14 protein-coding genes are annotated in these 13,140 nt (G+C 53.5%); 7 read left to right on the top strand and 7 right to left on the bottom strand.

The genetic code is table 11. The annotated features are described in order from the left end of the window. Window positions 1–69 precede the first annotated feature (69 nt). From lptD to apaH, 6 genes are all read left to right on the top strand, one after another. Window positions 70–2,433: an LPS assembly protein LptD gene (lptD, locus tag ACXAGQ_RS08560; RefSeq protein WP_475253232.1), complete on the top strand. Its 2,364-nt coding sequence runs from the start codon at window positions 70–72 to the stop codon at window positions 2,431–2,433. A gap of 65 nt (window positions 2,434–2,498) precedes the next feature. Then, window positions 2,499–3,803, top strand: a complete 1,305-nt coding sequence (gene surA, locus ACXAGQ_RS08555; RefSeq protein WP_475253230.1) for a peptidylprolyl isomerase SurA — start codon at window positions 2,499–2,501, stop codon at window positions 3,801–3,803. After that, a complete protein-coding gene (gene pdxA, locus ACXAGQ_RS08550) occupies window positions 3,790–4,782 on the top strand; it encodes a 4-hydroxythreonine-4-phosphate dehydrogenase PdxA (RefSeq protein ID WP_475253228.1) in 993 nt (330 codons plus the stop codon). Before surA ends, pdxA begins: the two co-directional genes overlap by 14 nt. Further along, window positions 4,779–5,591: a 16S rRNA (adenine(1518)-N(6)/adenine(1519)-N(6))-dimethyltransferase RsmA gene (rsmA, locus tag ACXAGQ_RS08545; protein ID WP_187460487.1), complete on the top strand. Its 813-nt coding sequence runs from the start codon at window positions 4,779–4,781 to the stop codon at window positions 5,589–5,591. Before pdxA ends, rsmA begins: the two co-directional genes overlap by 4 nt. A gap of 80 nt (window positions 5,592–5,671) precedes the next feature. After that, window positions 5,672–6,055 (top strand): Co2+/Mg2+ efflux protein ApaG, encoded by a 384-nt coding sequence (gene apaG / locus ACXAGQ_RS08540; RefSeq protein WP_475253226.1) that lies wholly within the window; start codon window positions 5,672–5,674, stop codon window positions 6,053–6,055. A 9-nt stretch (window positions 6,056–6,064) separates the two neighbouring features. Next, window positions 6,065–6,880, top strand: coding sequence for a bis(5'-nucleosyl)-tetraphosphatase (symmetrical) ApaH (gene apaH / locus ACXAGQ_RS08535; protein WP_475253224.1), 816 nt, complete (start codon window positions 6,065–6,067; stop codon window positions 6,878–6,880). Window positions 6,881–6,954: 74 nt separating this feature from the next. Here apaH and folA read toward each other — a convergent pair whose 3' ends face one another. The 7 genes from folA to rplU form a co-directional block, all read right to left on the bottom strand. Next, window positions 6,955–7,434, bottom strand: a complete 480-nt coding sequence (gene folA / locus ACXAGQ_RS08530; RefSeq protein ID WP_475253222.1) for a type 3 dihydrofolate reductase — start codon at window positions 7,432–7,434, stop codon at window positions 6,955–6,957. Between the two features lie 28 nt (window positions 7,435–7,462). Continuing rightward, window positions 7,463–7,936 (bottom strand): threonine/serine exporter family protein, encoded by a 474-nt coding sequence (locus tag ACXAGQ_RS08525; protein WP_475242846.1) that lies wholly within the window; start codon window positions 7,934–7,936, stop codon window positions 7,463–7,465. Beyond that, window positions 7,933–8,724, bottom strand: a complete 792-nt coding sequence (locus ACXAGQ_RS08520) for a threonine/serine exporter family protein (protein WP_475253220.1) — start codon at window positions 8,722–8,724, stop codon at window positions 7,933–7,935. The genes ACXAGQ_RS08525 and ACXAGQ_RS08520 overlap by 4 nt, the downstream gene beginning before the upstream one ends. Before the next feature lie 129 nt (window positions 8,725–8,853). Next, window positions 8,854–10,035 carry an Obg family GTPase CgtA gene (gene cgtA / locus ACXAGQ_RS08515; protein ID WP_475242844.1) on the bottom strand — a complete coding sequence of 394 codons (1,182 nt, stop codon included), beginning with the start codon at window positions 10,033–10,035 and terminating at the stop codon, window positions 8,854–8,856. Window positions 10,036–10,176: 141 nt separating this feature from the next. Then, the gene (locus tag ACXAGQ_RS08510) at window positions 10,177–11,100 is read right to left on the bottom strand and encodes a DMT family transporter (RefSeq protein ID WP_475253218.1); all 924 of its coding nucleotides are present in this window, start codon (window positions 11,098–11,100) and stop codon (window positions 10,177–10,179) included. Between the two features lie 65 nt (window positions 11,101–11,165). Next, window positions 11,166–11,423: a 50S ribosomal protein L27 gene (gene rpmA, locus ACXAGQ_RS08505; protein WP_007467532.1), complete on the bottom strand. Its 258-nt coding sequence runs from the start codon at window positions 11,421–11,423 to the stop codon at window positions 11,166–11,168. 18 nt (window positions 11,424–11,441) lie between these two features. Then, entirely contained in the window at window positions 11,442–11,753 is a 312-nt protein-coding gene (rplU, locus tag ACXAGQ_RS08500) for a 50S ribosomal protein L21 (RefSeq protein WP_039456406.1), read from the bottom strand. 400 nt (window positions 11,754–12,153) lie between these two features. Here rplU and ispB point away from each other — a divergent pair, with 400 nt between their 5' ends. Continuing rightward, complete coding sequence (ispB, locus tag ACXAGQ_RS08495) at window positions 12,154–13,125, top strand: octaprenyl diphosphate synthase (protein ID WP_475253216.1); 972 nt, start codon at window positions 12,154–12,156, stop codon at window positions 13,123–13,125. The last annotated feature ends 15 nt before the right edge of the window (window positions 13,126–13,140 follow it).

Raw genomic sequence — 13,140 nt, 5'->3', positions numbered from 1 at the left:
AAAGCTTGTCAAAACCCAGTCAACAATAACAAATGCGCTAAAAACTTTATTACAGGAACGTTTAGTTAGATGTCATCTACTTCCCGCAGCTTATTGGCGACCATGATCAGCCTGGCACTATTCGGCCCGACGGTGGCTTACGCAAACCAAGCCGCCCCAGAGACAGCCAAAGGCGACTCTGCGGTCAGTGATGACACTGACGAGCTGGCAATGGTGCGTGGTGTCTGTATTGCCCCGGAGCAAATGCCGGCCGATCCGAATAACGAACCAATCAAAGTCACTGCCGACCAAGCTGAGGCCCTCAATAACCAAAAAGTCACCTACACCGGTGATGTGGTTGTACGCCAAGGTAACCGGACAGTCGCCGCCGATACTGCCCACCTGCAGCAGCCAGAAAATATTGTCACGGCTGAAGGCAACGTCTACTTCCATGATGGTACCATCGAGGTCTACTCCGACCGTATCGAGAGCAACCTGGATACCGAAGACTCGCAGATGGACAACGCAGTCTACAACATGACCTGCGAAGCTGGCCGTGGCGAAGCCGAGCGGGTGACCAAAAACGGGATCTCGTACTACCGCCTGAAAAACGGTACCTACACCACCTGCCCGCCGGGAGACAAGAGCTGGCGTTTCTCGGCCACCAGCATTGAGCGGGAAAATGACTCGCCATTTGCCGATCTCTACAATGCCCGCTTCGAAGTTGCTGATGTCCCGGTATTCTATATGCCGTACCTCCGGGTACCTGTTGGCGACGAACGCCTGACCGGTTTCCTCTACCCGTCACTCAGCTACGGCTCCCGTGACGGTTTCGAGCTCGAGACCCCGTTCTATTGGAACATCGCGCCCAACTACGACATGACCATCACGCCGAAGTACATGAGCAACCGTGGTTTGCAGCTCAACTCCAAGTTCCGATATTTAACCGAACTTGGCTCCGGTAGCTTATCCGGTGAATATCTGGGTAATGATCAGGAAGCTTCGGATTTAGATCCGCGCTGGGGCTTCAACTGGTCGCACAACGGTATGTACAACCAGCACTGGTTGTTCGAGGTCGACTATAGCAAGGTCAGCGACCCGACGTATTTCTCGGATATTGATTCCAGCATCGGTGAGCGGGAAGACAACAACTTGCTGCAAACGGCCGAAGTGTCCTACCGTGATCTCAACTGGGATTCGACCCTCCGTGTCAGGGACTTCCAGCCCCTGACACTCGGTGTTTCCTCAAGTTACCGCCTGATGCCACAGGTAGAAGCCAACTATTATTACGATGATATGCCGTACGGCTTGGACTTCCACCTCAATAGCCATGTCAGCCGGTTTGAAAATGACAACCCGGATAAGCCAACCGCCGACCGGGTGCACTTCGAACCGACGCTGACGCTGCCATATGCGACGCCATGGTGGTCGGTAACCAGCGAAGCCAAGCTGATGTATACCTATTACAACCAGGACTTTGACCCTAACGCCCAGGAGATCCTCGACAAGGGTCTCGAACTAGAAGAGAGTGTTTCACGGACAGTACCAAGTATCCGCCTTCATTCTGGCCTGTACCTCGAGCGTGATACCCTGCTCTGGGGCAATAGCTACACCCAGAGCCTGGAGCCGCAAATCCAGTACTTGTACGTTAAGGATGTTGATCAGAAAGGTATTTACGATGCCTACGACACCACCTTAATGCAAACCGACTACTACGGCCTGTTCCGCGACAAGCGCTACTCCAGCGTTGACCGCATTGCCGCTGCCAACCAGTTTACCGTGGGTGCGACATCGCGCTACTTCGATAATGATTTCAAAGAGCGATTCAATATTGCGGTGGGGCAAATCTTCTATCTCAACGACGCTGGCCGGAATCTAGACAGCAACAATGAGACTAGCCCTAACTACTCGGCTACCGCGCTAGAATCTGACTTCAACTATAATGACTGGCTGTTCTTCCACGGCGGCTTGCAGTATGACGCCAGCAAGAAAGATCTCCAGTTTGCCAACGGCGCTGTTGAATACCGAGAGGGTGGGACATTCAGCCAGCTGAACTACCGCTACATCTCAAAAGAGTACCTGCTGGACAACATCCTCGATGAAGATCAGCTAAACCGCTATACCGAAGACGGTATCTCACAGCTGGGCTTCTCGACCGGTTTCCCTATCTATGACGGGGTGAGCTTGCGCGGGGATTACTACCACGACCTGACCGAGAACCAGATGCTGGAAGGGCAAATCAGCCTCAACTTCCGTACCGCCTGCTGGATGATCAGCCTAGGCTATAACGAATACCTAAAAACTCGTTCGAATGTCTCGAGCAGCCCGGCCGAGTACGAACAGAACTTCAGTATTTCGTTCAGCCTGATTGGCCTCGGGTTGGCACCGATCGGTACCTCGAGTGGTGACAGTAACTCAATTGGCTACGGCCGCCCGTTTTACCTCAATAATTAATAGATGGGAGGGCTTGCCCTCCCAGCCAAGATTTAACGCGCCCCGGCGCCCGATGGAAACAAACTATGAAAAATTGGAAGTCTAGCTTGCTCGGTATTGCACTACTGGGCCTTTCTGCCGGCACCGTTGCCGCACCACAAGAACTTAACCGTATTGTCACGATCGTCAATGACAGCGTGATCCTGCAAAGTGATGTCGATGCGATGCTCAAAACCGTTCGTATGAATGCCGCCGGCCAGAACCAACCCTTGCCGCCGGATGATGTGCTGGCCAGCCAGATCATGGACAAGCTGGTAATGGAAACCCTACAGCTCCAGCAAGCCGAGCAATTCGGTATCCGCATTGACGACAACCGCCTAGACCAGGCCATCAACCAGATGGCAGCCGAGCAGCAGATGACTGTCGGCCAGTTGCAGCAAACGTTGGCCGCCAACGGCATCAGCTACTCGATTTTCCGCGAGCAGATGCGCCGCGACATGACCGCTAGCGAAGCCCGTACCATTCAAGTGCGCCGCCGGATCAACATCCTGCCCCAGGAAGTGGAAACGCTGGCTGGCCAGCTAAGCCAGCAAGAGCAACAAGGCGTGCGCTACAACATCAGCCATATCCAGCTCAGGGTTGAGGAAGGCGCCAGCTCGGTCGAGCGGGACGAAGTGGCAAATGAAGCCCAGCAGATCGTCAACCAGCTTAAAGACGGCGCTGACTTTGCCAACCTGGCCTACAGCTACTCTAAAGGCCCGAAAGCCCTGCAGGGCGGTGAGTGGGGCTGGATGCGCAAAGAAGAGATGCCAACCATCTTTGCCGACCAGATCCAATCACAGGGCACCGGTGCCATCGTCGGTCCTTTCCGCAGCGGCGCAGGCTACCACATCCTGAAAATCAACCAGGTTGATGGCTTGGAAACTGTGTCCGTCACCGAAGTGAATGCCCGCCATATCCTGGTAACAACCTCAGTGATCCTCAGCGATGAGGGTGCCAAAGAACAACTTGAGCAAGCCCGCCGCTCTATCTTGGCTGGCGAGCGCAGCTTCGCCGATGCCGCCCAGGCCCTGAGTGCCGATCCGGGTTCGGCAGCCAACGGTGGTGAGCTTGGCTGGCAAACCCCTGATCTTTATGTTCCTGAGTTCAAGGACAAAGTGGAAACCCTGCCGAAAGGCATGATCAGCGAACCCTTCAAAACGGTACATGGCTGGCACATCGTCGAGGTACTGGATCGCCGCGATGTCGACCGCACCGATGCCGCAGTGAAGAACCGTGCCTACCGCATCCTGTTCAGCCGTAAATTCAACGAAGAAGCCCAGGCTTGGTTGCAGGAGCTGCGTGCAGACGCCTATATCGAACAACCGGAACGTGCCGATGACCAAGGTTAAACGTATTGCCATCACCCCGGGAGAGCCTGCAGGTATTGGCCCTGATTTGGTGCTCGCCCTTGCCCAGCAAGACTGGCCGCACCAACTTGTAATTTGTGCTAACGCCCAGCTTATGGTAGAACGTGCAGCCCAACTCGGTTTGCCATTGGCGGTAAAAGCCTATGACCCGAGCCAAGCCGCTGAGCCCCACCGGGCTGGCACTATGGTGGTTGCCGATCTTCCCCTCGCCGTACAGGTGGAGGCAGGTACGCTCAACGAGCAGAACGGCCACTATGTGCTCAGTACCCTGGAGCGAGCCGCCCAGGGGTGTATGAGCGGTGAATTTGCAGCTGTTGTCACCGGTCCTGTCCATAAAGGGGTTATCAATCGGGCGGGAGTCTCTTTCAGCGGCCATACCGAGTTTTTTGCCCAGCAATCGAATACTGCCCAGGTAGTGATGATGCTGGCGACCGAAGGTTTGCGGGTGGCGTTGGCCACAACCCATATCCCTTTGGCTTGTGTATCCAAAGCTGTCACCAAAGAGCGGCTGCAGCAGGTGATCCGTATCCTGCATGCTGACCTTGTCAGCAAGTTCGGGATTGCCGAACCTAAAATTTATGTCTGTGGCTTAAACCCACATGCCGGCGAAGACGGCTGCTTGGGCACCGAGGAGATCGATGTGATCAGCCCGGCGCTGGAGCACCTCCGCCAGCAGGAAAGCATGGATCTGATTGGCCCTTTGCCGGCAGATACCATCTTCCAGGAAAAATACCTGGCCGATGCCGATACGGTACTGGCCATGTATCACGATCAAGGGCTACCAGTGCTGAAATTCAAAGGCTTTGGTAAATCCGTCAACATTACGTTAGGGCTGCCCTTCATCAGAACATCAGTAGATCATGGTACCGCACTGGAACTCGCAGGTACTGGACAGGCGGACACGGGTAGCCTTTGGACAGCGCTATCACACGCCCTCGAATTGGTAGAAAAACAAGCATGAGCAGCGATCAAGTCCACCTAGGTCACCGCGCCCGTAAGCGCTTTGGCCAGAACTTTTTGAACGACCCATACATCATTGATGGCATTGTTTCCGCCATCAACCCTCGCCCAGGCCAAAACCTGGTTGAAATTGGCCCAGGCCTTGGTGCAATCACCGAGCCTGTTGGCAAAATGGTTGATAAGTTCACGGTTATCGAGCTTGACCGTGACCTCGCCGAGCGTCTTCGCAACCACCCGGATCTCGCTGACAAGCTGACTATCCATGAAGGTGATGCGATGCGTTTCGACTTCACGCAGCTGCTCAAGGAAAACAACAAGCTGCGTATTTTCGGTAACCTGCCGTACAACATCTCAACGCCATTGATCTTCCACCTGCTGTCATTCCATGAGCACGTCGAAGATATGCACTTTATGTTGCAGAAAGAAGTGGTTAACCGCCTGGCTGCAGGTCCTGGCAGCAAAGCTTACGGCCGACTGACCGTAATGACCCAGTACTACTGCCGCGTCATGCCTGTACTAGAAGTGCCGCCTGAGTCATTCAAGCCAGCACCGAAAGTGGATTCAGCTGTTGTACGCCTAACCCCTTATGAAACCTTGCCGCATCCATGTACTAACCTTAAGTGGTTGGATCGTGTTTGTCGCGAAGGCTTCAACCAGCGCCGCAAGACCATCCGCAACTGTTACAAGGCACTGCTGACTGGCGAGCAGCTGGAAGCGCTGGGGATCAACCCTAGCATGCGTCCAGAAAACCTGACGCTAGAACAGTTTGTCGGAATGGCAAACTGGCTGGATGCAAACCACACCAAGTAAACTTGCGTTCGCCAGTGACATTGACAGAGCTACCGGCACGATACCAGTGCCGGTAGTTTGCCAAGAAAGGAAGCATAACAATGACAACGAACGTAACGCCCACCATCAAATGCCGAGTCGTCACCCACTACATTGAAGAGCAGTCCGAGCCTGATAACCAGCGCTATGTCTTTTCCTACACCATTACCATTGCCAATCTTGGGGCGGGTGAAGCACAGCTGCTCAGCAGGCGCTGGCTGATCACCGATGCCAACGGCAAGAAGCTGGTGATAGAAGGTGAAGGCGTCGTCGGCGAGCAGCCGACTATTCCGGCCAATGAAGAATACACCTACACCAGCGGCACTATTATTGAGACACCGTTGGGAGTGATGCAGGGGCATTACGTCATGGTCAATGAAAACGGTGATGAGTTCTTCGCCGAGATCACTCCCTTCCGCCTGTCTGTGCCGAATATACTCCACTAAAGGATCATTATGTCGACCTACCTTGTTGGCGATATCCAAGGCTGCCTAGACGACTTGCGCCAGCTGCTTGATACTGCCGGCTTCGATCCGCTGCACGACCAGCTTTGGCTCACCGGCGATCTTGTTGCCCGCGGCCCTCTCTCACTCGAAACACTGCGCTTTGTCAAAAGCCTCGGCAAACAGGCTACAACGGTACTGGGCAACCACGACCTGCACCTGCTCGCCGTTGCCGAGGGCATAGCCAAGAGCAAGCCCAAGGACAAGATCCAGCCGATTCTCGACGCCCCAGACCGCGATGAATTACTCCACTGGTTGCGCCACCAGCCGCTGTTGGCCGAGCACCCAGAGTTGCCCTTTGTGATGACCCATGCCGGAATCCCTGCACAGTGGAGCTTGAAACAAGCGAGAAAGCAGGCCAAGGAAGTAGAGCGTGTGCTGCAAGGTGATGATTACCTGTGGCTATTAAAGAATATGTACGGCAACGGGCCCGATACCTGGTCGCCAGACCTGCAAGGTATCGAGCGCTACCGCTATACCATCAATGCCTTCACCCGGATGCGCTTCTGCTACCCGGATGGCCGGCTCGATATGGCCTGCAAGCTTTCCCCCCATGATGCGGCTAACGACCAATTGGTGCCGTGGTTCACGCTGGCGCGCCCTGAGATGGACAAGAAGATGGTTTTCGGCCATTGGGCTGCACTGGTGGGCTACGAGGACAGCCAGGTCATAGGGCTCGATACAGGCTGCGTATGGGGCAACAGCATGACCCTGCTTCGCTGGGAGGATGGCGCACGCTTCGAGCAAGCTTGCCCGGTACATGCCTAAAAGACCACTGCTTACCCTTATAACAAAAGAGGCTTGCCCGATGGCAAGCCTCTTTCTGTTGGTTTGCCCCCCAATTAGCGCTCAAGGATCACAAAGCGCATATCATGGGCATTTTTCTCATCGGCCGCATAGGACTCGCTGTGCACCTCCTGCCAACCGTTCCCCCAGTCTGGGAACTGGGTATCGCCTTCGACATCCAAGTCGATGAAAGTCAGGTAAAGGCGGTCGGCATCTTCCAGGCAAGCGGCGTAGATACTCCCGCCGCCAATCACCATCAGCTCCTCGACATTGCCCGCAGCGTTTTTCGCCGCCTCGATGTCGCTAACTACCGTAATGCCCTCAGCTTGATAGTCGGTATTGCGGCTGATCACAATATTGTGCCTGCCCGGTAAAGGGCGCCCAATGGACTCAAAGGTTTTGCGCCCCATCACCACAGGTTTGCCCATTGTCACTTTTTTGAACCAGGCAAAATCGGCAGGCAGGTGCCACGGCATGGTGTTGTCCTTACCGATTACCCGCGACTTGGCCATAGCGGCAACCATACTGATCTTCATACTGTCTCCTTCATTCCTGTTGGCAGAGTTATACCACAGGACGACGGCGATAAAACAGCAAGCCGGGCATGGCAAGGCCAATTGCGAGCGACGCCACGATAAAGACGGCCTTGAGCATGTTTTCCACCAACAGGCCCCACAACTCGGGGGTAAAGCCTCGGTGGTTGATTTCCACCAGGGCGATCATCGCCTTGAAGGCAAAGACACCAGGTACCATAGGGATCATCGCCGCCACGGTAAATACCTTAGGGTGGGCAAGAAAACGGTGTGACCAATGCACCCCAATCATCCCGACCAAGGTTGCCGCACATAGGGTTGCCCACTCTATTGACAGCCCCCAGTGCATCAGGGCAAAACGGCAGCCGTGGCCAAGCGCCCCACCGATCGCACAGTACTTCAGCGCCTTAGGGGGAACGTTGAACACTAGAGCAAAGCCGACAGCCGGGATCAGGGCAAAAAACATGTCATTGAGAAGGGCCAATAAAAAGTCGACAGAAATCATGACAGCCATCCCCATACACCTAACACATTCATGGCCGCCACAATCCCCATACTGGTCGAGAGGGTCAGCAGGCTGGCCATGGTCCAGCGGGCGATCCCCATATTGGAATACCCTTTAACCATATCCGAGATAGCATTGATCAGCGGGAAACCCGGTACCAGCATCAATACCGAGGACGCCATCGCCAGAAAAGGGGCTTCGCCAATTTGATACACCTGCCCAAACCCGGAGATCAAAGTGGTGACAAAAGCGGTCACCCCGAAATTAAGCAGTGGGTTGAAATGGCAATGGGCGATCTCCTGGCGGACGAACATACCGACCGCCGACGCCACGAAGGTCAAGGCAAACACCGGCCAGTCACCGCCAGCCAACCGGCTGAAGGAAGCACAGGACAGCCCAATCATCACAATCACCAAGTAGCGGTTGTAGCGCATCGGCTTGATCTGCTCAAGGCGCTGGTGAACCCCATCGACATCCAGCACACCCCGCTCGGCCATGATACACACCCGCTGGATCTCGGTGACCACCTGCATATTGATCCCGCGATCCTGGCACCGCCTGGTGGTGGTGATACAGCGGCCGTCACTCAAGGTCGTCAAAACCATCGAGCTGGCCGAAAGAGACACTTCGACACTGTCGGCTCCCAAGGCCAGCCCTAGCCGCCTGGCGACATCCATCACCAAGGTGCTCTCCGCCCCGTGTTGCAATAACCTTTGCCCGGCCAATACTGCAAGCCGGGAAATTTCCCGCTGCACTGGCTCGGCCAGCCCCCCATTTGGCTCTTCCACCTCTGCCCCCTGCTTCAAATTTGTGATCTGGACGATTAATTATCATACAAATTTACAAAGTTCAGCTTGATTAGGCACAAAAAAACCGCCTCTTGCAGGCGGTTTTTTCAATGTACTGGGGACAGGCCGTTATGGCTTGTAGATGATTTCAACGTCGTAGTCGTCTTCGTTCCAATCATCCCAGTCATCATCGTCATCATCACTCTTCTCAGCATTTTTAATTTGCTGTTCGTGATAATCGTCCCACTTGAACTCAACTTTCTTCTCTTCAGACTCTTCTTCATCGTCTTCAAAGTCAACAGCAGGCATCGATTCGATCTGGCGCATAAGATCGTAGGTCAGCTCTTTGGTACCCATACGGTTTAGTGCCGAGATACAGTAGTAACCTTCATCCCATGCCAAAGCATCCAAGATCTCTTCGATCTTCTCTTGTGCTTCTTCTTCCGGCATCAAGTCTACTTTGTTAAAGACAAGCCAGCGTGGTTTGTTGGTTAGCTTTTCACTGTACTGGTTAAGCTCATTGATGATAGTGAATGCATTCTCGATTGGGTCTGAGCCATCGGCTGGCAGCAGATCAATCATGTGCAATAGCACACGACAGCGCTCAAGGTGCTTCAAGAAACGGATACCCAAGCCAGCACCGTCAGCGGCACCTTCTATCAAGCCCGGAATATCGGCAACCACGAAGCTACGGTCGCTATCAACACGCACCACACCAAGGCTTGGCACAAGTGTCGTAAACGGGTAATCAGCCACTTTCGGTTTTGCGGCTGACACAGAACGGATAAAGGTCGATTTACCCGCATTAGGCAAACCTAGCATACCCACGTCAGCCAGAAGCAATAGCTCCAGTCGAAGGTGGCGTACTTCACCTTTGGTACCCATTGTTTTCTGACGCGGCGCGCGGTTTACAGAAGACTTGAAACGGGTGTTCCCCAAGCCATGAAAGCCACCTTTCGCGACCATGATCTTCATGCCATGCTGCGTCAAGTCAGCGATAACTTCGCCAGTCTCTTCATCGACAGCACGGGTACCAACAGGCACGCTCAGGACCTTATCGGCACCACGTTTACCGGTACAGTTACCGCCACGACCATTTTCGCCACGTTCTGCGGCGTAGAATTTTACAAAGCGGTAGTCGATTAGTGTATTGAGGTTTTCGTCAGCCAGTAGGTAAACATCACCACCGTCACCACCGTCACCGCCGTCAGGCCCGCCTTTCGGTACATACTTTTCAGTACGGAAACTGACGGTACCATTACCACCGTCACCAGCATCGGCTCGAATCACCGCTTCATCTACAAACTTCATCTCTTTCTCCGCACTGTGGCGTTAAAATTCTTCAACCCGGCTCGTTCAGTCCAAGTTGCTATTAACCTATTGTACAACCAAACGTCGTGCTTATCCGGCCTTTTGTCGCGCACAACCGTGGGCAACGCTGGTGTCCAATTATTACTTTCGCTTCAGCAAGCGATGACCGATAGCGCTAAACATCGCGCCACCGACGACGACCATTGCTCCGGCATAGCCCCATTGATTCAGGGCTGCTGGCGCAACATAGTCAGGCCAGACCAAACTGGCCAGATCCACAAACAGGATCGTGAACAAGGGCGCCAAGGTGATCACAGCACTGACCTGCGATGCCTGCCAGCGCGCCATCGCTTCGGCGAAGGCACCATATCCCACCAATGTATTGAGGCAGCAGAAGATCAGCATGCCCAACTGCCGTTGATCCATCAGTTGGATCTGGCTTGGTGTTGCAACCGGCATCAAGATCAAGGCACAGATCACGTAGATCATCAGCAAGATCTGCGGTGACGAAAACTGCCTTAGCATGCGCTTTTGCGCCAGGGCGTAAACAACCCAAACCATGGCGGCGGCAACTGCCAACAACACACCGGTGGTGTATGCGCTCATACTGGAAAACAGCTCGGCCAGGCGCTCATTAAAGAACATCAGCAAGCCGGACAGCAGCGCGACCACCCCGACGACCTGATGCCTACCCAACGTCTCTTTGAACAGCCATACGCTGGACAGCAGCAGCATCATAGGTGCCAACTGCATGATCACCTGCACAACAGCAGGATTAAGGTACGACAGTGAGCTGTTGAACAGTACAAAGTTACCTGCAAGCCCAAGGCTTGCCAGCAACAACAGAATAATGCCTTTGCGGCCTAGTCCGCTGAGGCTGGGCAGATTACGTCGGTAGGCTAACCACAGGCCCAATCCAGCGGCCGCTGTCATAAATCGATACCAGACGATGGTAAAAGGATCCATCACCTCGACAGCCTGCTTCATTGCAATGGGCAGCGCTCCCCAAAATACGGCGGTCAGCAACGCCAGGGACATCCCGACCAAGGGATTTTGCTGTGGCATAAAGCCCCCCATAAACAAAAAGCCCCGCCAGTAGGCAGGGCTTTATCATTCGTTTCGAGACTGAATTATTCAGCTTCGATAGATACGAATTTACGGTTCTTAGGACCTTTAACTTCGAACTTCACTTTACCGTCAGATAGAGCGAATAGAGTGTGGTCTTTACCTAGGCCTACGTTGTTACCTGCGTGGAACTTAGTACCACGCTGACGTACGATGATGTTACCTGCTAGTACAGATTCGCCACCGAAACGCTTAACACCAAGACGTTTACTTTCTGAATCACGGCCGTTACGAGTAGAACCGCCAGCTTTTTTGTGTGCCATCTTTAAATTCTCCTGTTATTAAGCGCTGATGCCAGTAATTTTGACTTCAGTGAACCACTGACGGTGGCCCGCTTGCTTACGAGAGTGCTTACGACGACGGAACTTAACGATTTTTACTTTATCGCCACGACCGTGAGTAACTACTTCAGCAGTTACTTTACCGCCAGCTACGAAAGGTGCGCCTACAGTTACTTCTTCGCCGTTAGCTACTAGAAGTACTGAGTCAAATTCAATGCTAGCGCCAGTTTCAGCGTCTAGTTTTTCTAAGCGTAGGGTCTGGCCTTCGCTTACACGGTGTTGTTTACCACCACTTTGGAAAACAGCGTACATGTCTTACTCCGCTTGTCCGCATAGGCCATTTGCCACGTAAATTTTGGGCAATGGGTATGCGCTTAATCTTGTCATCAATAGGGCGCGAATGTTACGCGAAATTAGGGCTACTGGCAAGCTATTGTGCAAAGAAAATTGGCGAAAAGCTGCTCAGTAATAAAAGTCATCGATTTAAACGCAATCGAGGTTATGAAGATTGCTGTCTTTTAGTGTAATATTCGATAATTAATTTATCTCGGTTGATTAACAAATCTTAACTATGCAACCCTTTTGAGCCCGGCTGTGAGCCACTTTCCATCTATTGGGGCGAGCTTTTCGTGCTTGGGTCAAATCAGTTAAGCTTACAACCGACACGCATAACAATCCGCCGGGTGCGGCACATTATTTTGCTGGATGTACAATGGATTTCAAAGCTATCCAAGCGCTCACTGCCGATGATATGGCACAAGTCGACGCGAAGATACTGGCTCAACTGAACTCAGATGTAGCCCTCATTAATCAACTAGGTTTTTACATTGTCAGCGGCGGCGGTAAGCGCATACGCCCAATGCTTGCTGTACTGGCAGCCCGTGCCCTTGGTTATCAAGGCGAACAGCACACCACCGCAGCGGCTTTTGTGGAATTTATCCATACTGCCACCCTACTGCACGACGATGTTGTCGATGAGTCGGATATGCGCCGCGGCAAAGCAACCGCTAATGCAATGTTCGGCAATGCCGCCAGTGTGCTGGTTGGGGATTACATTTACACCCGCTCGTTCCAGATGATGACAAGCCTTAGATCCTTGAGGATCCTCGATGTCATGAGCGAAGCGACCAATGTCATCGCAGAAGGTGAAGTGCAGCAGCTGATGAACTGCAACGATCCCGATACCACCGAAGAAAGCTATATGCAGGTGATCTACTCCAAGACCGCCCGCCTGTTTGAAGCCGCGACCCAAATCTCCGCCATTCTGGTCGAAGCCCCAGAAGATACCGAACGCGCCCTGCAAGATTACGGCCGTTACTTGGGTACCGCCTTCCAGCTGATTGACGATGTACTGGACTACAACGCTGATGGCGAGGAAATGGGCAAAAACGTCGGTGATGATCTGGCCGAGGGCAAACCTACCCTGCCCCTACTGCACGCGATGCAACACGGTAATGCCGAGCAGGCAGCAATGATCCGCGAAGCCATCGAGAAAGGCAACGGCTTGGACAAGCTGGAGCCTATCCTAGAATGCATGAAGCAAGTTGGCTCACTGGAATACACCCAGCAGCGCGCTGAAGAAGAAGCAGAGAAGGCAATCGCCAGCTTAGACAAAATTGACGACAGCGAATACAAAGATGCACTGGTTGCGCTGGCCCACCTGGCTGTGCACCGCAACAAGTAACGGTCGCTCCGTTCG

Source organism: Photobacterium sp. ABD4_091, assembly GCF_056160145.1.
Note: the sequence above shows the minus strand (reverse complement) of the source record. Positions and strands in the feature narration are given on the sequence as shown.

Bases quoted from the DNA above. Each gene is read 5' to 3' on its own strand.
- ACXAGQ_RS08525 (WP_475242846.1), bottom strand. From the start codon at position 7,936: ATGATTTCTGTCGACTTTTTATTGGCCCTTCTCAATGACATGTTTTTT.
- lptD (WP_475253232.1), top strand. From the start codon at position 70: ATGTCATCTACTTCCCGCAGCTTATTGGCGACCATGATCAGCCTGGCA.
- ispB (WP_475253216.1), top strand. From the start codon at position 12,154: ATGGATTTCAAAGCTATCCAAGCGCTCACTGCCGATGATATGGCACAA.
- cgtA (WP_475242844.1), bottom strand. From the start codon at position 10,035: ATGAAGTTTGTAGATGAAGCGGTGATTCGAGCCGATGCTGGTGACGGT.
- rsmA (WP_187460487.1), top strand. From the start codon at position 4,779: ATGAGCAGCGATCAAGTCCACCTAGGTCACCGCGCCCGTAAGCGCTTT.
- apaH (WP_475253224.1), top strand. From the start codon at position 6,065: ATGTCGACCTACCTTGTTGGCGATATCCAAGGCTGCCTAGACGACTTG.
- pdxA (WP_475253228.1), top strand. From the start codon at position 3,790: ATGACCAAGGTTAAACGTATTGCCATCACCCCGGGAGAGCCTGCAGGT.
- rplU (WP_039456406.1), bottom strand. From the start codon at position 11,753: ATGTACGCTGTTTTCCAAAGTGGTGGTAAACAACACCGTGTAAGCGAA.
- surA (WP_475253230.1), top strand. From the start codon at position 2,499: ATGAAAAATTGGAAGTCTAGCTTGCTCGGTATTGCACTACTGGGCCTT.
- ACXAGQ_RS08510 (WP_475253218.1), bottom strand. From the start codon at position 11,100: ATGCCACAGCAAAATCCCTTGGTCGGGATGTCCCTGGCGTTGCTGACC.
- rpmA (WP_007467532.1), bottom strand. From the start codon at position 11,423: ATGGCACACAAAAAAGCTGGCGGTTCTACTCGTAACGGCCGTGATTCA.
- apaG (WP_475253226.1), top strand. From the start codon at position 5,672: ATGACAACGAACGTAACGCCCACCATCAAATGCCGAGTCGTCACCCAC.
- folA (WP_475253222.1), bottom strand. From the start codon at position 7,434: ATGAAGATCAGTATGGTTGCCGCTATGGCCAAGTCGCGGGTAATCGGT.